This is a genomic window from Cryobacterium sp. TMT1-66-1 (assembly GCF_004403435.1).
Lineage (GTDB): Bacteria > Actinomycetota > Actinomycetes > Actinomycetales > Microbacteriaceae > Cryobacterium > Cryobacterium flavum.
This window is the reverse complement of record NZ_SOGP01000006.1, coordinates 370,117-386,528: the sequence shown is the minus strand read 5'-3', so window position 1 is coordinate 386,528 and position 16,412 is coordinate 370,117. Positions and strand designations below refer to the sequence as shown.

Annotated in this window: 24 protein-coding genes and 1 pseudogene; 13 read left to right on the top strand and 12 right to left on the bottom strand. The window is 61.7% G+C overall.

All coding sequences use genetic code 11. The annotated features are described in order from the left end of the window. The first annotated feature begins 77 nt into the window (after window positions 1–77). Entirely contained in the window at window positions 78–458 is a 381-nt protein-coding gene (locus E3T29_RS04300) for a nuclear transport factor 2 family protein (protein WP_134344186.1), read from the top strand. A gap of 112 nt (window positions 459–570) precedes the next feature. On the opposite strand, the gene E3T29_RS20630 is transcribed toward E3T29_RS04300, so the two are convergent. Both E3T29_RS20630 and E3T29_RS20625 read right to left on the bottom strand, forming a co-directional pair. Next, on the bottom strand, window positions 571–1,173 hold the full coding sequence (locus tag E3T29_RS20630) for a hypothetical protein (protein ID WP_370449116.1): 603 nt from the start codon (window positions 1,171–1,173) through the stop codon (window positions 571–573). 106 nt (window positions 1,174–1,279) lie between these two features. Continuing rightward, window positions 1,280–1,645 (bottom strand): LD-carboxypeptidase, encoded by a 366-nt coding sequence (locus E3T29_RS20625; protein ID WP_370449107.1) that lies wholly within the window; start codon window positions 1,643–1,645, stop codon window positions 1,280–1,282. Window positions 1,646–1,734: 89 nt separating this feature from the next. Between E3T29_RS20625 and E3T29_RS04290 the strand changes: the two genes are divergently transcribed. Further along, window positions 1,735–2,241 carry a GNAT family N-acetyltransferase gene (locus E3T29_RS04290; protein WP_134344184.1) on the top strand — a complete coding sequence of 169 codons (507 nt, stop codon included), beginning with the start codon at window positions 1,735–1,737 and terminating at the stop codon, window positions 2,239–2,241. A 124-nt stretch (window positions 2,242–2,365) separates the two neighbouring features. On the opposite strand, the gene E3T29_RS20095 is transcribed toward E3T29_RS04290, so the two are convergent. From E3T29_RS20095 to E3T29_RS04275, 3 genes are all read right to left on the bottom strand, one after another. Then, window positions 2,366–3,142 (bottom strand): GNAT family N-acetyltransferase, encoded by a 777-nt coding sequence (locus tag E3T29_RS20095; RefSeq protein ID WP_241987628.1) that lies wholly within the window; start codon window positions 3,140–3,142, stop codon window positions 2,366–2,368. 204 nt (window positions 3,143–3,346) lie between these two features. Further along, window positions 3,347–3,796 carry a cytotoxic translational repressor of toxin-antitoxin stability system gene (locus E3T29_RS04280; RefSeq protein ID WP_134344183.1) on the bottom strand — a complete coding sequence of 150 codons (450 nt, stop codon included), beginning with the start codon at window positions 3,794–3,796 and terminating at the stop codon, window positions 3,347–3,349. After that, window positions 3,789–4,208, bottom strand: coding sequence for a hypothetical protein (locus tag E3T29_RS04275; protein ID WP_092342633.1), 420 nt, complete (start codon window positions 4,206–4,208; stop codon window positions 3,789–3,791). The genes E3T29_RS04280 and E3T29_RS04275 overlap by 8 nt, the downstream gene beginning before the upstream one ends. A gap of 257 nt (window positions 4,209–4,465) precedes the next feature. Between E3T29_RS04275 and E3T29_RS04270 the strand changes: the two genes are divergently transcribed. Together E3T29_RS04270 and E3T29_RS04265 are read left to right on the top strand one after the other, a co-directional pair. Then, window positions 4,466–4,804, top strand: coding sequence for a PadR family transcriptional regulator (locus tag E3T29_RS04270; RefSeq protein WP_134344181.1), 339 nt, complete (start codon window positions 4,466–4,468; stop codon window positions 4,802–4,804). Beyond that, window positions 4,801–5,418 carry a hypothetical protein gene (locus tag E3T29_RS04265; protein ID WP_134344179.1) on the top strand — a complete coding sequence of 206 codons (618 nt, stop codon included), beginning with the start codon at window positions 4,801–4,803 and terminating at the stop codon, window positions 5,416–5,418. The genes E3T29_RS04270 and E3T29_RS04265 overlap by 4 nt, the downstream gene beginning before the upstream one ends. Window positions 5,419–5,613: 195 nt before the next feature. On the opposite strand, the gene E3T29_RS04260 is transcribed toward E3T29_RS04265, so the two are convergent. Continuing rightward, the gene (locus E3T29_RS04260) at window positions 5,614–5,880 is read right to left on the bottom strand and encodes a type II toxin-antitoxin system RelE/ParE family toxin (protein ID WP_134344178.1); all 267 of its coding nucleotides are present in this window, start codon (window positions 5,878–5,880) and stop codon (window positions 5,614–5,616) included. Further along, on the bottom strand, window positions 5,877–6,095 hold the full coding sequence (locus tag E3T29_RS04255) for a TraY domain-containing protein (protein WP_092448772.1): 219 nt from the start codon (window positions 6,093–6,095) through the stop codon (window positions 5,877–5,879). The genes E3T29_RS04260 and E3T29_RS04255 overlap by 4 nt, the downstream gene beginning before the upstream one ends. A gap of 114 nt (window positions 6,096–6,209) precedes the next feature. Between E3T29_RS04255 and E3T29_RS04250 the strand changes: the two genes are divergently transcribed. Both E3T29_RS04250 and E3T29_RS04245 read left to right on the top strand, forming a co-directional pair. Further along, window positions 6,210–6,680 carry a GNAT family N-acetyltransferase gene (locus tag E3T29_RS04250; protein WP_134344177.1) on the top strand — a complete coding sequence of 157 codons (471 nt, stop codon included), beginning with the start codon at window positions 6,210–6,212 and terminating at the stop codon, window positions 6,678–6,680. A gap of 254 nt (window positions 6,681–6,934) precedes the next feature. Next, window positions 6,935–7,420, top strand: coding sequence for a hypothetical protein (locus E3T29_RS04245; RefSeq protein WP_241987627.1), 486 nt, complete (start codon window positions 6,935–6,937; stop codon window positions 7,418–7,420). Window positions 7,421–7,806: 386 nt separating this feature from the next. Here the strand turns inward: E3T29_RS04245 and E3T29_RS04240 are convergent, their stop codons facing one another. Next, window positions 7,807–8,601 (bottom strand): class I SAM-dependent methyltransferase, encoded by a 795-nt coding sequence (locus E3T29_RS04240; protein WP_134344176.1) that lies wholly within the window; start codon window positions 8,599–8,601, stop codon window positions 7,807–7,809. A 124-nt stretch (window positions 8,602–8,725) separates the two neighbouring features. Here E3T29_RS04240 and E3T29_RS20620 point away from each other — a divergent pair. Next, a pseudogene (locus E3T29_RS20620) lies at window positions 8,726–8,968 on the top strand (helix-turn-helix domain-containing protein); the annotation flags it as partial. 84 nt (window positions 8,969–9,052) lie between these two features. Next, the gene (locus E3T29_RS20090) at window positions 9,053–9,520 is read left to right on the top strand and encodes a hypothetical protein (RefSeq protein WP_241987626.1); all 468 of its coding nucleotides are present in this window, start codon (window positions 9,053–9,055) and stop codon (window positions 9,518–9,520) included. A 197-nt stretch (window positions 9,521–9,717) separates the two neighbouring features. On the opposite strand, the gene E3T29_RS04230 is transcribed toward E3T29_RS20090, so the two are convergent. The 4 genes from E3T29_RS04230 to E3T29_RS04215 form a co-directional block, all read right to left on the bottom strand. Beyond that, a complete protein-coding gene (locus E3T29_RS04230; RefSeq protein WP_134344174.1) occupies window positions 9,718–10,350 on the bottom strand; it encodes a hypothetical protein in 633 nt (210 codons plus the stop codon). A gap of 28 nt (window positions 10,351–10,378) precedes the next feature. Beyond that, window positions 10,379–10,873 (bottom strand): helix-turn-helix domain-containing protein, encoded by a 495-nt coding sequence (locus E3T29_RS04225; protein ID WP_134344173.1) that lies wholly within the window; start codon window positions 10,871–10,873, stop codon window positions 10,379–10,381. 285 nt (window positions 10,874–11,158) lie between these two features. Then, window positions 11,159–11,725, bottom strand: a complete 567-nt coding sequence (locus E3T29_RS04220) for a DUF4913 domain-containing protein (RefSeq protein ID WP_241987625.1) — start codon at window positions 11,723–11,725, stop codon at window positions 11,159–11,161. Between the two features lie 7 nt (window positions 11,726–11,732). Further along, a complete protein-coding gene (locus tag E3T29_RS04215) occupies window positions 11,733–12,158 on the bottom strand; it encodes a single-stranded DNA-binding protein (RefSeq protein WP_134344172.1) in 426 nt (141 codons plus the stop codon). Window positions 12,159–12,334: 176 nt separating this feature from the next. Between E3T29_RS04215 and E3T29_RS04210 the strand changes: the two genes are divergently transcribed. The 5 genes from E3T29_RS04210 to E3T29_RS04190 all read left to right on the top strand — a co-directional run bounded on the left by E3T29_RS04210 (window position 12,335) and on the right by E3T29_RS04190 (window position 16,397). Further along, window positions 12,335–13,048, top strand: coding sequence for a VOC family protein (locus E3T29_RS04210; RefSeq protein WP_370449106.1), 714 nt, complete (start codon window positions 12,335–12,337; stop codon window positions 13,046–13,048). Between the two features lie 194 nt (window positions 13,049–13,242). After that, complete coding sequence (locus E3T29_RS04205) at window positions 13,243–13,776, top strand: hypothetical protein (RefSeq protein ID WP_241987624.1); 534 nt, start codon at window positions 13,243–13,245, stop codon at window positions 13,774–13,776. 7 nt (window positions 13,777–13,783) lie between these two features. Next, window positions 13,784–14,248: an ImmA/IrrE family metallo-endopeptidase gene (locus E3T29_RS04200; RefSeq protein ID WP_134344170.1), complete on the top strand. Its 465-nt coding sequence runs from the start codon at window positions 13,784–13,786 to the stop codon at window positions 14,246–14,248. Then, window positions 14,245–15,249 (top strand): DUF6545 domain-containing protein, encoded by a 1,005-nt coding sequence (locus E3T29_RS04195; RefSeq protein WP_134344169.1) that lies wholly within the window; start codon window positions 14,245–14,247, stop codon window positions 15,247–15,249. The genes E3T29_RS04200 and E3T29_RS04195 overlap by 4 nt, the downstream gene beginning before the upstream one ends. After that, the gene (locus tag E3T29_RS04190) at window positions 15,246–16,397 is read left to right on the top strand and encodes a S9 family peptidase (protein WP_134344168.1); all 1,152 of its coding nucleotides are present in this window, start codon (window positions 15,246–15,248) and stop codon (window positions 16,395–16,397) included. Before E3T29_RS04195 ends, E3T29_RS04190 begins: the two co-directional genes overlap by 4 nt. The last annotated feature ends 15 nt before the right edge of the window (window positions 16,398–16,412 follow it).

Below are 16,412 nucleotides of genomic sequence, written 5' to 3'. Positions count from 1 at the left end.
GCAACGTTAAACGGCGCCGAGTATGTCAATCACCCGCGGCACAGGCTGGCGGTCGCCGTTGCTGTTAGACAGGACTTATGAACATCGATCCTGCGACCGTGGTGAATATCGAGCGAGAGAGACTTCGCGCGCTCGTCGAACGCGACATGGCCGTTGCGGAGCGCCTCCATGCGCCCGATTACCAACTTGTGACGCCCAACGGATCCACACGGACAAAATCGACCTATCTCGGCGACGTGGAATCGAAGCGACTCGAGTACCTCGTGTTCGAGGCCGAATCAGAAATCTCCGTTAAATCGTCGGGGAACCTTATGATTCTGAGATACATCGCACGAATAGTCCTCAGCGTCGGCATAGCCGATGAGCTTGAATTCCGCGCCTGGCACACTGATGTTTACGAGCATCAAGATGGCCATTGGATGGTCTGCTGGTCGCAGGCCACCACAATCGCCCCATAGTGCAGCAGCCTGCGGGCCAGTGCCCGAAAGGCGAACCCTGTGCCGGACGACAACAAGGTTGGAGTCGCCACCATCAGTTGCGGCCGACGGCTAGAAACGTAGTGCGTTGACTTCAGCTGTAGTCGGCGCTGACTTTGCGGGCTATGCCGTCGAGCCGGATCGTGTTGCCGTGCGGGACGATCCACTGCGGTCTGGTGTGTCCGAATGGCACTCCAACGCAGATCACGGATCCGGAGTTATATCGCGCGACTTGCTCGATGATGGTGTCGCGCTGAACTGCGCGCAGTCGAGCGCGCTCGTTCGCTAACGGGACGGCTGAATTCAGTTCGCTGACGGGTGGCCGGGCGACGAGAACACCGGCGACGGCATCGAGAACTCCTCGCTCGCCCAGGGCCCGCACCCAACGCTTCACGGTGTCGGTATTTGGGAGTTCCTCGCTCGTTTCGAGCAAGAGAATCGCTCCGTCCAGGTCGGTGACGTCGGGCATCCGGTTGGCGAGAGCGATTTGATCTATGACTTCGATGCATCCACCCCACGTCGGACCTTCGGCCACAGTGTTTGCGCCCGCCCATGCCCACGGTTCGGTCGGTTCACGAATACCGAATTCCCTCAGGGCGCGGCGATCCGTCCACGAGACGCCGAAGTCTTCGGACTCGCCCGGATCGGTGAGGTCGATAATGCCTCCGTCAAGAAGCGCCGCACGAAGTGAAGCCACATGCACGTCATCGACATGCGGGCCTGGTCCGAGGTGAACTTGTGTTGAGCCACCGTAGTAGCTGGGCACCCCGAGGTTCCAGAGAAGGTTGTGCAGGTTCGTGTTGTCACTGTATCCGAGGAACGGTTTGGGGTTTGAGGTTTGAGGTTTGAGGTTTGAGGTTTGAGGCAAGGATGTCGGTGTCGATATGTGGGATGACGGTTATCTGATCATCCCCTCCGATCGTTGCCAGAACCGCCCGAATACTCGGATCAGCGAACGCCGCCTCAATATCGGCAGCTCGCGCCTCGGCGCTCGCACCGAGCTGCCGTGTCGTTGGATACTCAACCGGCACAAGCCCAGTGACTTCTGTGAGGCGTCGCATCGCCTGCTCGTGAACGTCCTCCGACACCGCCGGAGCCGCGAACGCCGGGGATAGGATCGCGACTCGATCGCCGACAGTGGCTTTGGGGACGTTCGTGAATGTGCGCATCCAGTCATTGAATCAGAGGAGCGGGTCGCCGCGCACGTTCATAACGCCCGCTAAAAAGAACGACCTGCGGGCGTGGATAGGCTGGTCCGATGTTATTCCAGACCGAACATCTATCGGTGCGTCAGTTTCGCCGCGACGACCTCAACGACTTCTCAGACCTCTGCGCGGACCCGAACGTGATGCGATTTGTCGGGGACGGGACCGTCCTCAGCCGCCCCGAAGTATCGCAGTGGATCGAAATCTGCGAGCGAAAGTACGTCGATCGCGGTTACGGTACCTCGGCCGTCTTCGACGCGCGATCTGGCGAGTTTGTAGGCTACTGTGGCGTGATTCGAGCGCCGGATCGAGACTTCGATGAACTCACGTATGTCTTGCATCAGAAGGCTTGGGGCAACGGTTATGCAACGGAAGTCGGGATCGGCATGCTCGACCACGTGTTTCGCATCTCATCACTGGGCTCGATCTCGGCGACGATCGAGACGGAGAACGAGGTCTCCAAACGCGTCGCGGCGAAGTTGGGGGTGATTGAACTGCCATTCGATTCCGATGACGTGAGTTATTGGAGGATTACACGCGAGCAGAACTGCGCTCGATAGCTCTATTGAGTCCCCTGACGTGCAACCCTGTTCACGGTGTCGGTCGACCAACCCTCTACGCGGGATCGCTTCCCTGGACAAGCCCAGCTCTCATCGCAGGTTCAGGTGCTGAGACGGCGTGGGGCTACCGTCCGGTCACGGAGTAGCGGCGTTCGATTTCTGAAGACGCGTGGCCCCACGCACTGCCGGCGCCCCGTTCCCGGTGAGCCTCGAAGGCGGCTGCATCCTCGAAGCGCTCCTCGACCTGCCATATCAGCGGATTGTTCGTCGTCGTGACGATAAAGGATCGGCATCCCGGTTCATCGCGGGTCAGGGAAAGATACAGTGGCAGGTGATCCCGCACAGTGGCCATCTGGTCCTCGGTGTGGCAAACAAGCTGCCCGGTCAGGCGCACCTCAGAGCCGAGTAGGTTCTTTTTCATCTTGTAGTTGGTCAGCTGCACGCCGGCCTTCACTGGGTGCTGTTCTGCCTCGACGGTGAATCCGTAGCGTTCGAAGAACGGGCGGGCTGTAACGCTGACGTCGGCCGTTAGCGCTGCCATGTGCGCCTTACGCGCGTGAGCCTCCACGTAGCCGATCAGCTGTCGCGCTACCCCTTGTCTCTGATGTCGCGGGGCGACGAACAGCATGTCGATGTACCCCGCAGGGTTCACGTCAGAGAAACCGGCCGGTGCGCCATCGATGGTCGCCACGTAACTGTTCCGCGCCTGCATAGCCGCATGCCAGGTGGACAGGTCGCGATCTTCTGGCCGAGCCCAGGCTTGAATCTGCTCCGGCGAATAGTCGGCGGCAGCGGTCTCTGTCACCGCGGCAAGAAATATTGCCAATGTGCCTGCGGCATCCGCATGACCGTACGGACGAATGGCAACGGCCTGCGTATCCCTGCTTTTGTCCAATTCCACAGAACTAGCATCTCACCGCGACCGGTCACAACTTTGCAGCTCCTGCGGTGCCCGTAAGACGGACCTCTTACGGGACGCTCAACACGGTGAACCAGTCGGCGTCCGGCGTCTCTGCAGATCAGCAAAATCAGGCCATAGAGAGTCGCTGCCACCAGCACGGTGACCCTTCCCGAAGCCTCATCCGTCCAGTAGCTGTCGAATCACTCACGAACTGCGTTGATGCCCGTAGCGCTCCGCCATCTTCTCGGAGAGCAGCTGCGCTGCTTCCGCCGCGGTGAGTGCCAGGCTCTCACTTTCCTCAACGCCGAGTTCGTTGAGCGCCCGAACAAGATACAGCGGTAATGGCTCCCTCTGGGTCACGGTTTCGGGTGCCCCGCGGGTCGGCAACTTCTTCTCACGAACATAGGCCCAGAACGCCTCAGCGTCAACGGCGAGCTGGGTTCGCAGAATGTGGTTCCACATCCCGGCAGAGTACGTCGACCTGTCGACGGGTCTGGAGATTCGAGTGCGGAGGATCTGCCCGTCCCAGAGCGCCAACTCATAGGTGCGGTGATGCCTGACAGGCTGTCCTGACGCGCCGCGTACGAGCTGCCACTTCTCCGCCACGCAGAAATCGTCGTGGTCCTCGCGGGTCGCGGCCGGGTACTTACTCACCGCCGCGCTCAAGCCATTCGAGGAGCTGCTCGTCGGTTGAAAGTTTGATGAGCTGCACGAGTGCCCAGTTGCCGGCGTGATTCGGAGCACGGTCCAGTCGGTCGTCCCAGTCTTCGGCGTACTCACGAAGCGACAGAGCGAGGTCAGCGAGTGCGCCGTCAACATCCGTACCCTCAGACACGAAGGGGCGACCATCCATCAACGCAATCGTGCGGTCATCTTCCCGAGTGACGCGAACGCGCGGCGATACAGTTCGAGAGAAGTATGCCCGGAGTCGATCCACCGGCATGACCGCAGAGAGCTGACCATCGCGCTGCACGGTGACGGTTCGCCCGCGCGCGGTCGCATCGAACACCTCCTTGAGATGCGAGCGCGCGTCTGTAAAGGACCTGTAATCGGCGACGAGTGGCATTTCAACCTTCCTGCGCAGGTGAACCCGCGCGTGCAAACGTACACTGAGTACGTCATGTACATGATATCTCGGTGTCACCTCGAATGGCTACCTCGGCCACGAACTCACCGCAACTGCACCCGTCCATATCGACCCAATGGATGCACACGTACCCGTAAGCCGAACCCCCTACGGGCGCAATCCCCTATTGCGGCCACGACTGCTGTCCGCAGCGGTCCAGTTGATCTAACCTTGCATTACCCGGTATGGTGCTATGCATGGGTATACCCGAAGATAAAGTCCTAACGAACCTGCGGAAGGGCGTCCTGGAATTCTGCCTGCTCGCGCTGCTGCGTGAAGGGGAGTGGTACGGGCTGGACATCGCTCGCCGCCTCAGCGAGCGAGGACTCCTGGCCGGCGAAGGTACGGTCTACCCGCTTCTGTCCCGCCTTCGCCGGTCGGGCTTGGTCACCACTGAGTGGAGTGAATCCGACGCTGGTCGCCCCCGACGGTATTACACCCTGACCGATCTCGGCCGCGACAATCTGCGGGCGTTCTCGGAGGTTTGGGGTCCGTTCCGAAGCACGGTCGACAACATCTTGGAGACGAAGTCATGAACCTGAAGACCAGCTCACGCGCAACGCAGGACAGGCGGTACTTAGCTCAACTGGCAAAAGAGCTGGCGAGCGTTCCCAAGAAGTACCGTACGGAAGTCCTCGACGGCATTCGAACCCACATCAGCGACGCTCTGGAGCGCGGCGATGTGGGCGTAGCCGCTATCCTCGACCAACTCGGCACACCATCCGTCGTGGCCGCCCAGGCCATGCATGACCTCGATGAGGAATCGGGTCGATTCGCGCATCCGACCTCCTCGACCCGAGGTCGCAAACTGCAGGTGTGGTCGTTCGCCGTCGCACTGCTCGTGGTCCTCTTGGGAGGCTTCTTCTCAGCTCAGCCGAGTCTGACGGTCCCCATTTTGCTGTCCGCCCTTCCCCCGCTGGCGCTGACACTTGTTCCCCTGCTCACTCGCGGGCCACGCTGGCTGCTCGTATCGGCCATTTGCGCCACTGCCCTGACGGCGTTTCTCGTGACCGCAGGAGTCCTGAGTATCGCGATGAACAGCTTCGCCTTCCCCCTCACGCTCTTCCTCATCCCGACACAGACCATGGCAGTGTTCTATCTTCCGATGCTCGTATTGGCGATCATCCCGCTGTTCCTGCGCCGTCCATAGAGTTTGCGACCCGATCTGAGAGCCGAACAGCAGTGGCCCGACCACTCACAAACGACATACGAGCGCACCGGCCCTGAACCCAACGGACGTGAGAGGAATCCTTGCTCCCCGCCCACGAGCCGAACGCTCTGCGGGACACGTCTCGTTTCGCTGGCCATATCGCACTTGGTGCGTCGAGCGGCGCTGCTGATGTGTTTAGAGCCTGTTGTAGACCTCGCGACGATGTGCAACCTCGACAATGAGGATGAGGATTTGATCGTCGTCAATATTTGTGAGGATTCGGTAATCGCCGACCCGGTAACGCCAGAATTCTTCGTTGACGAGCTTTTTACCGAGCTGGCGCGGATTGTCTAGTACGGAAAGCTTCTGCTCAAGAAAATCACGAATCCGTTTCGCGGCGGCCGAGTCGAGTTTCCTGACCTGTTTTGCAGCTCTCGGGGTGAATCTGATCGTGTAGCTCACACAGGCCAGACCACATCGGCGAGGTCAATGGCGTCGTCGTTGGACTGAGTGAATTCCTCGAGCGCATCCTTGGCCAAGAGATAGTCTTCGTTCTCGTCCAGATACTGGGTCAATGCTTCGGTCGCATAAAACGTTTTCGACCGCCCAGTGCGCTCCGACAGATATTGCAGGCGATGATCCGTTTCATCGTCAACGCGGAGATTGATTTGCGGCATATGGAATCCCTCCTCAGAGTGCTATACAAATATAGCATCAGATGGGTCGCATACATCGGAACTGCTGCGACCAGGAATCGCTGGCCGGCGACACTTGTCTGGAAGAATTGACGGATGACTGTGACCCTTCAGCGAATCCTCACCAGCGAGTTCCCAGCGTGGTTGGACCGCAGCTGTACCGAATACGTCGGTGATTTGGTTACCCAGGGTGGATCGTACGAGGAAGCTCAACGCATCGCGGTCGAGAGCATGGCTCGTTCGTTCCCGGATGGTTCTCCGTGCCCCGGCAATGACGTCTTTCACGTCCTGAACGAGGCGGGTGAGGCAGTGGGATACCTGTGGATCGGACAGGATATCAGCGCCGATCCAGGGGCGTGGTGGGTCTGGGACGTCGTCATCAACGCTGACCAGCGCGGTCAGGGTTTCGGACGAGCTGCAATGCTCCTTGGCGAGGAATACGCACGCTCACAAGGTGCGCATTCTCTCGGCCTCAGTGTCTTCGGATTCAACAGCGGCGCCCGGGGGCTCTACAACTCCCTTGGATACGAAACAACCTCGGTGAAGATGCTCAAGAAGCTCATCTGAGCCTTCCGAAAGAGACAGCGAGCCGCATGACTCCAACTGCCACTTTTGTACTGGTCACCCTCGGCGTGATGGCCATGCGCTTCGCCATTGCCGGTGGGCTTCGCCGCAGAGCAAGGGCCCGAGACAAGCGCCCGTTAACGGAACGGTTATCGGGACGCCTCACCATTCCGATAGGGATTGGTTACCTTCGACTCCGACTGGTGAAGGAGTACCCTTGCTTCGTGTGCCGACGTGAGGGAGATGAGACGAGAGTCTTGCATCTTAACGTCGGAGGTTCGACCCGCGCCGAACTGCGGACGAAACTGGGCTCACACGGCGTCTTGCTCAACGCGTACGCCGACATGCTGCTCGATCACACGGTCTTCGATCCGCGCGCCCAGGAGGAGATCAAGATCATCGAGCGCAATGTAGGTGAGCTCGGTCTGCGCACCGGGGCGACGCTACTGGAGGTCTTCGCTGTGGCCCGTGAACGAGGATTTGCGCTCTGCCCCCCAGACACCGGCCCGTATCTCCGGCTCGCAATGGCCTCGCAGGCAAACGCGCCTGATTCGGTTCTGTCCGCGGGCAGGTCACCGGTGGGCGCGCTCAAGGTCGCCTCGGCACCATTCAGCGACGACGTGGCGTATCCGAAAGGTTTCTATCTACGCGTCGTCGACGGCCAGCAGTGGCTGCGTGGGTTCCGCTGCGACCATGAGTACCTATTTTCGCCGGAGGACAGGTTCGCACTCCAGCCGTTGTAGATGGGAGCAGCGGGTGCGAAGGGACTGCGTCGTCCAGGTTCGTATCGCGAGCTAGTGAGCCGTTCGCAAGCCGAACGACGTGCGCGACAGGTCTCGGGCCAAACAGTCCTGCGGTCGAGTACCCCGGCTCTGTGTCGCAGGGGAACCCCCTACGGGAAAGAAGAACAGAGCATGCGGCCACCGCTCACCGTCGTCCCGAAGGATCCCTCACCACACATCGCGTCGGTGAGGACCGACGTCCCTGAACGTGCGATTCCGCAGTAACGCTCAAACCGTTCCTGGCATTCGACGTTGGGTCAGTCGACTCAGCTTCCCCGGCCCTGAGGATCGGCATCCGCTGGGGGCGGTGCGCCCAAGAAATAGGCCTCGCCGACGACGATTGCGGTTCACTTCACCCGGCAGATGATCTCGCCGTGGAGAATTGAGAACCAGCCGTCATCGTCTGTTGCCCATTTCGTCCATGCCTTGCTGATTTCTTGCAGCTCCATCTGGGTGGCAAGGCCGGAACCGGTGATTTGACGGGCGATCGCTGAATTCACGATGCGGTCAGCCCACACTCCTCCCCACCAGGCACGCTCGGCCGGGGTGGAATAGCACCAGGTGCTTGAAGTGGCCGTGACGTCTGCGAGCCCGGCAGCGTGAGCCCATCTCAATAGCTGGCGACCGGAATCGGGTTCGCCGCCGTTGGCACGGGCGGCGGTTCGGTATAGATCGAGCCAGGTATCAAGTTCGGGGATCCGCGGCCACCAGCAGAATCCGCTGTAGTCGCTGTCGCGCACTGCCACGATGCCACCGGGCCGAGTGACGCGAGCCATCTCGCGCAGAGCCAGCACGGGGTCGGCGATGTGCTGCAATACCTGATGTGCGTGAGTGACATCGAAGCTCCCGTCGTCGAACTCGAGGGCATGAATGTCCGCGACCCGGAAGTCGATGTTGGACGTGCCGCGCTCCGCCGCAGTTGCCCGGGTGAGCTGTACCTCGTTGGGCCCGATCTCAGTTGCAGTGACCTCCGCGACGAGCCCCGCAAGATCCGCGGTAATCGTGCCCGGACCCGCGCCAACATCGAGCAGGCGATCGGTGGGCCGCAGCAGCGGAAGCAAATACGCCGCGGAATTCTCGGCAGTGCGCGAACGATGTGACCGCAATACGGATTCGTGATAGCCGTGTGTGTAAACCGTCACCGGAGCTCCTTCAGATCGTGGATTCTTTCGTTTTCAAGCCTCCACGGTACGGTGGCGGGTGGGAAGACCGTAATCTTCCTAGGAGCCCTGCACCCACCTGCTGGCGGGGCGGATTCTGAGGAGGATGCCTGTGCCCAACGCGCTTGGTGATTTCCTTCGGGCCCGACGCGCTGACGCCAGTCTGGAGTCCCCGACCGTCTGCGGCGGGAGCCGACGACGTGTCACCGGCCTGCGGCGAGAAGAGGTCTCCACCGCTGCGGGGATCAGCGTTGATTACTACACGCGTCTCGAGCAAGGCCGCGAAAACCACCCCAGCGACGCCGTCTTGGACGCCCTAGCCCGAGCACTCCTCCTAGCGCCCGACGCCACAGAACACCTCTACCGTCTTCGCGGAGCGAACCCTGCACCAGCACGAAACCCGCATGGGGATGAAGGATTGCTCGCCGAGCGCATGGCAACCTTGGTTGAGGCAGTCCGACCCAACCCCGCGTATGTCCTAGACCGGCTGAGCAACATGCTCGCGGCGAACCCAGAAGGACTGGCCCTCTATGACGGCTTCGCAGACGTCTCACCCCAACAGCGGAACACCTGCCGGTATCTGATGACCAACCCTCTCGCGCGCGAGATTTTCCTCGAGTGGGAAGAGATCGCACGTGGGGCCGTCGCCCACCTGCGGGCTGCCAACGCCGATAACCTGCACGACCCTCGGCTTCAGGCTCTCGTTGCGGAGTTGCGTGAGGAAAGTGCGCTGTTCGAGGAATGGTGGAGCGAGCACATCGTCGAGCGACGGCGCACCTCAATCAAGCACATTCGCGCGACGGACGGCTACACCATCGCTCGACGATACGAAGTGCTCCATCTCCCCGAAGATAGGCTCCGCATGACCCTCTGGCTACCGGGGACCTCAGAGGTGCCCTAGCAAAACGCCCAGGCTCGTTGTCCGCGAGAGGGACCCCTCCGGGGCGCGGGTGCTAGCGGGTTTAGGCCTGTGTGTCGAGCCGGACATTGACGCGGCCTCCAAGCGTCCATCAGTTTTGGCTACATGGATCGCTTTGAGTCCGGGCGGTCGCAGGCGGGCGGGGCACCTAGATGAATGTCGATCTCGATCGCTCATTCCTAGGCGAGTGTGAACCAGGCGATCGCGCCGATGTACCCCACGAGAGTAATGAGCGCTAACCGGGTTGGCGTGCTGAACGGGTTGTGTCTGCTGAAGCCGAAAAACGAGTTCGCGTTCAGGAGGTGCAGGAACAGCCCCCCGCAGAGCACACCCACATACACCGTCGGTCGAGCGGTGAGGAGGACGACGACGGCGAAGAAGATGTACTCGATGACGAAGGCCGCTCTCGGGTGCTGCCATAGTCCGAATCCGAGCTTGCGGTCTTTGCCACCGAAGCCAAGTACAGGAAGGTCGTGCATGTGCACCACGAGATCGAGGACCCAGTGCGAGATGGCGGCGACCCAAAACAGCACCCCAACTAGGACGCTGTTGTAGAGAAGAGCGACGATCGCGGCGGGCACGAGCGTGAACAGGTTGCCGAGCACCAACGAGTGGGAGAACGGGTAGGAGTCGAATCGAATGGAACGTTGCAGTGGGTCGTTCCGGCCAACCGTGACGCGTTCGCGGCCTATGAGGACGAGGACGGGCCACACTAGGTCCGGCCAGGCCACGCCGACAGCGATCGGGATCACCGGCGAGTCCGGCACGAGCGTAACCAACACTGCAGCAGCTGCGTAGTGACCGATGTACATGGAATTCCGTCGCGGGCGCGAAAACGGGTCAGTCGTTTGCAGCGGCCCGCGAAGGGAGCGAAAGGGGATATTTCGCATCCAACCGTGGGTCGATGACGATTCGGAAGAGAAAGCCGAAGAGTAACCGGACTCCAGCCCAGTAGGCAGGAATAATGAACCATCCGAGCCACGAGATCGTCCCGGTGAGGGCCAGAACGATTGTCGCGAAGGTAACCAGGATTCCCACGCCTTGGAATAGATAGGTGAACGCGTGCGTGATGGAATCACGGCGGGCTTGCTGCGCGCTCTTGCGAGCATCTAACTGTTCCACCGCCTCGCCGAAGCCGATGCTTTCAACGCTCACAAATAGGGCTCTGACAGGTACCTCGAGCGCATTCGCAATCAGAGCGACCGTATCCAAACTGGCATCGCTACCTGCTTCCACGCGTTGGATCGTTCGCCCCGCGACCCCGCTCTCCATCGCCAACCGCTCCTGAGTCCATCCGCGGGCCCGACGGAGTTCACCGATGTGTGTCTTGTTCATGCTCTCAACCTAGGAGACAACCCGGCCGCCTTGCCACGACACCAGCACGACAATCCGACGACAGCGTCAGACATAGTGGAACACCCTCAAGTTCGAGGCCCCTATATTCGTGCCCGGAAGCCGGACGCTGAGCGGGCACGTCCGCACGGATACTGGAATCTGCGGGTCACGAGCCCGAGGGTGTCGCGTTTGCCCCGCCCTTTGAATAGTCGCGCTCAGGTGCGTCAACTGCGACAACGAAGCAGGTCCTTTTGCGCCCTTCGCAAGAGCCAAGGCTTGGCGATATCAACTAGATTCAGCGCGAGAGTAGAACGATGCCTCGCCATTGCGGCGACGCGCGACATCGTCGACGACGAACTGCACGAAGTCCTCGTCGCGATCGACAATGACAACGTCCTCGACGGCGTCGGCGGGCGCTTCGCCTGGCCATGACGTCTGCCGAGTCGAACGATCCCGCTCCAGCCGCGTCCCCGAGATCGCGACCCATTCGCGAAGTCGCTGGCGGGCATCCGCGAAGTCTCGGTGCCAGCCGAGCGGGGCTGAGCCGTGCTGGTCGGGGTCGTAGGCGCCGAGCCAGTGCAGGTGCAGTACGGAGAGTTCCCAGACGAGTTCGGGGTGTCGATGCCAGAACGGCGGCACGACGGATGCGGGCAGCCCGTAGGTGCGTCGCAGCCAGTTCACCCAGCGGTTAAGTTCGATCCATTCAGTTTCGGCGTCGTCGGCGCTGAGGAGGTTCCAATTGATCGGATGCGGCGGCTCCGCAGTGAGCGGCCCGTCGAGATCTTCCAACGAGCTTGCTCCGAACGCGTCGTCGTGTTCACCGGATGCCCACTCGACCAAGGACTCTGCCATCGCTGCTTCAGCACCCCGAGCTGGCGTGAGCAGCTTCCGTCTCGCTGACGATTGCCGTCTGCGTTGCCGCAGCGTCCTGTTCGCTGCCCTGAGCCGAGCGATTGGTTCTAGTGACATGGCCGATCTTCTTGGCGACGAACTCTTCGCGTTGGATGGTTTCGCCGTCGCGTTCGACCTGGAAGGTGCGCACGTACCCTTCGGCGACGAAGCTGTCGCCTTTGGCGAATCGGGTGAGAGCCCGTTCGGCGGTGGCGCGGTAGGCGACGAGGTCGTGGAACGTCGGCTCGAGCGCGGTGAAGCTGCCGCTGTATTCGTGACGGAAGTGCGGCTGGCCGATGCGCACGTAGAAGCGGGTGTCGCCGTTCTCTGTGACCGACTGCTGAGTGTCGGAAGCGATGAAACCGGACAGCGATTGCTGGGTGTGAAATGCCATGGGACTTGACCTCCTGTGATGTGGGCGGATCATCGTGAGCCGCATTCACCAGGAGGTGCGTAGCGCGCTCCATGCCGGATTGCGCCGAGGCGGTTGGTTGAGAGATATTCATGCCGTCTGGTGTTGAGTATTTCCCGCGCATAGGCTTGGGCCCCATGGCGCTCCGACTGGTTCAGGTGAATTTCAAAGCTTGGGATGACGTGGCGCTCGGCCAGTTCTGGGCAGAGGCGCTCGGTTGGGGCGTGTCGAGCGAAGGACCGGGCGTGACCAACGTCGAACCCCACGGACTTGTCGTGCCGGACCCGGCCGCGGTCTGCATCGATGTCGTCTCCGTCCCAGATCCCGAGACGGTGAGCTACCGTGCACACCTCGATTTCGCCAGCACCTCACTCACTCACCAGGCCCAAATGGTGACGCGCCTGAAAGAGTTGGGCGCAACATCCGCTGATATTGGTCAAGGTGACGTGCCATGGACAGTTCTGGCAGACCCGGAGGGCAACGTATTCTGCGTCCTGGAGCCTCGGGCGATGTATGCCGACAACGGGCCGATTGCCGCTGTGGTTGTCAGCTGTGCGGATCCGCGGGCGATGGCACGATTCTGGAACGAGGCGCTGGACTGGACCCTGCATGAGGTGACCGACGATGTAGCTCGGCTGCGGTCGACTGCGGGTGTCGGTCCGTATCTGGAGTTCGTTCGCGTACCGGACATCACCGTCTGGACCCGCGTCCATCTCGACCTGCGACCGTACCTCCGTGACGACCAGGCAGCCGAGGTGGCCCGGTTGCGGACTCTGGGCGCGGCCGATGCTGACATTGGGCAGGGTGAGGTGCCGTGGGTGGTTCTCACCGACCCCGAGGGCAACGAGTTCTGCGTTCTCACGCCAGGCTGACGCAGGTAGCGGATGTCCGTAGCCCGGTCGCGAGACCCGCTGCACGTTCGGGAGGGTGGGCGCCACCTCGAACGTTGGGGCACGTCGTCGTTCAGTCGATTTATGCCTTTCGCGAGTCACGAGTCGGCGTAAGCATCCGCTCGTCGCCTTAGTCCGTCTCGTCAAGTGCGTTGAGAGCGAGGCGTGGCTCGGGATTGTTGTCCCTCAAGTACTTCAGCGCACGAGTCCAAGGAAGCCACCTGTTCGACGAGAGCACGACAGCCGCGGAGGATCTCGCGAAGCGCCTGCGCCTGCTGCTAGACGTTGCTGGGGCCGAGACGGGCGGCGAGCCAACGTTCGCCCAGATCGCCGCGTTCCTCGAATCGCGCGGCACGAACCTGTCACGTTCACGCTGGACCGACATCATCAACGGCCACCGGTACGTTCAAGACCGCGCGTTGTTCGAAGGCCTCGCTGCCTACTTCGACGTTGACCCCGCCTTCCTCGCTGCCTACTTCGACGTTGACCCCGCCTTCCTCGCCGGCTCGGAGGGCGCCGAAACCCCGGCGAAGGTCAGCGCCCAGCTCGATCTCGTGCGGGCCATGCGTGCAGCCCGAGTCAAGTCCTACGCGGCACGTACACTGGGAGACATCTGTCCCAACGCTTTACGGGCGATCAGCAAATTTTTGGATGCGGGAGTCGCGCAGAGGCCGCCAGATAAAACTCCACCCGCGTCCGGAGGGAATTGAGACGGCAGTGAACAACACAGTGAGTGTGGCTACAGCCGTCGACGAACTCGCATTGGGCGAGACCTTCACCTTTGACGAGCTCGTTGTGGCAGTGGAGCGCAACCGGGGACGACGACTGCGAATAGTCGAACTTGCCGAACTCGGGGTTGACGATGGTCTGTGCGCAGTCTGGCTCGGAGCGGATCATCAAGACCTGATTCTCCACGCACACAGCGACTCAGTTCTGCATCGGCAGCAGTTTGTGCTGCACGAGCTGGCCCACATCATTCTCGGTCACAATTTCGACGAAGAAGGCCAAGCCGTCGACTTCTTGCTGCCCGACATCCCTAAAGAAACACGACTGCGATTGCTCAGGCGTCAAAACCTAGATACGGCCGAAGAAGTTGACGCCGAAACCCTAGCCGACATCTTCGCCGCAGCAATCAGACGGTCAACGAGAAACTCCTCTCGATTCGCGGAGATTTTCGGATGATTCCCCTCCTCGTCTCCGCCCTCATGTGGCTGCTCGTCGCCAGCCTGCTGATCCTGCGCCGCGGTCACGCCGAGCGCAACATCAGCTACGCGGCAGTCACGATCGCCATCGCCATGACTCTCAATACCGACCAGGTCTATCGCCCGCTCGACCGGCTCGCTGGCGGCACCAATATCGCAACCCTCCCGGCCGACCTCGCACTCATGATTGGCGTGTTCTTTCTCGGCCGCGGCGTGTTGAAAGCCTCCGAACAGCAGTCGTGGGCAGAGCGGTTCGCGCTCGGCCGAATCGTACTCACGGCTGCAATCATCGGCGCCGTAGGCTCGTTCCTCTTCATCGATGGCGGCACCACCACGACCAACTTCATGCTCGACCTGGGCGACCAGCCCAGTGCCGGCACGTACTCCATGATCCAATTCACGTACTACGCCATCGTTTTATCTGCGATGGCCGGGCTCGCAGCCCGACAAGTTCGCAAAAGCGCAGGCGTGCAGCGGATGCCGCCGACGTCCCTCCTCGCCGGGAGCACCCTCGGCGTTCTGTTGAGCCTCGTCGTCATCACCATGGACATCGCGCACCTGGCCGGTGACCTCACTCTGATGAGAACCGTTGCCGTGGCCTATGGACCCCTGCACTTGATGACCTTCGTGTTGTTGTGCTTGGGCTTCGCCGGCCAGCCCGCCGCCCGCGCTCTGCAGGCGCGATCACGCGATCGGACAACGCGGATGCTTGTCTCAGAGCTCCAGCCGCTCTGGGCAGCGGCCACCGCGGCACGACCGGGCATCAGCCAAAACACGCGCGGTGCAACTGGCGCTGACCCCGAGACACTGCTGCACCGCCAGATCGTTGAAATTCGCGACGCCATCATCGATGCACGAGTGTCGTTTCAGGTCGATGATCGAGACCGGCACCTCATCGAGCGCGCCGAACGTCACCTACTGGGCGGCGGATCGATTACGACGGCGCCGGTTGCATCACGGCCAGTGCCGCAGAAACGATGAAAGTTATTTGGGCGTTGGCCGGCGCGGCGATCGCGGCAGGCGTGGGGCTCGGCGGACTCGGCCTGGTGATCGCGAGGCGGCTGACTGCACCTGTCAGCGGGCGAAAGTTCGATCTCACCATTCGAGGCGTGGACAGCTCGGGGGAGCGACCCATCGTCATTCTTGATCGCACGCCGCGCACCGCCGCGCCCGGCGACTACTGCCTCATCCTCGAGAACGCCGGCTGGGTCAAACTCGCGCCCGGAGTCGAGGACCGCGGGCCGAGTCTCGTCGGCCGCGAGGTCGTGGGGGAATCGTGGCCAGCCGTAGCTGTCGGCCAGCGAGCATCCTGGAGCGGCATCTATTTCCAGAGCCCCGCCGATGCCGGCCTCAAGTCATTGGACATCGAAATCCAAACGGATGTCGGCCCTGCGCCCGCCTGGCTCGTCACGCCCCAAGGTCCCCCTTCGACTACTTGGGCCATCCACATCCACGGGCTTGGCAGCACTCGCGCCGGAACACTGCGTGGCGTGCAAGTCGCCTCGGAAGCCGGGCTGACGTCGCTGGTCGTGACGTATCGGAACGACGGGGAAGGTCCCCGAGTCGGGTCCGGCAGATCCGAACTTGGCGCCGCCGAGGTCGACGACGCGCGTGCGGCCGTTGAGTACGCCCGCGAGAACGGCGCCCGCAGCGTCGTCCTCTTCGGTTGGTCGATGGGCGCGGCCATCGCGCTGCAGCTCGCCGCAGACCCCAGGCTTCGCGGCAGCGTTACGGGGCTTGTGCTCGATTCGCCCATCCTTGACTGGGTCGCCACACTGAAGGCGAACTGCGCGCGTGCGCACCTGCCCGCGTGGACCGGCGCGTTGGCCGTGGCGTGGCTCGACTTGCGACCGCTCACGCGACTGGCTGGACTCACCGACCCTGTCAGGATGAACACTTTCGACTGGATCGCTCGCGCCGACGAGCTCACAGTGCCGACCCTCATCCTGCACGGAACCCGAGACTCGTCGTCGCCGTTCTGCCTCTCCACCAACTTCACGGCGCTGCGCCCAAACCTTATTGACCTCGAGCGATTCGATGCAGATCATACGATGACTTGGAACTCGGATTCTGCGCATTGGCGGGCAGTTGTTTCTTCGTGGCTCGCGTTGGACATAGCTTCTCTGTAGAGATGCAGAAATGAA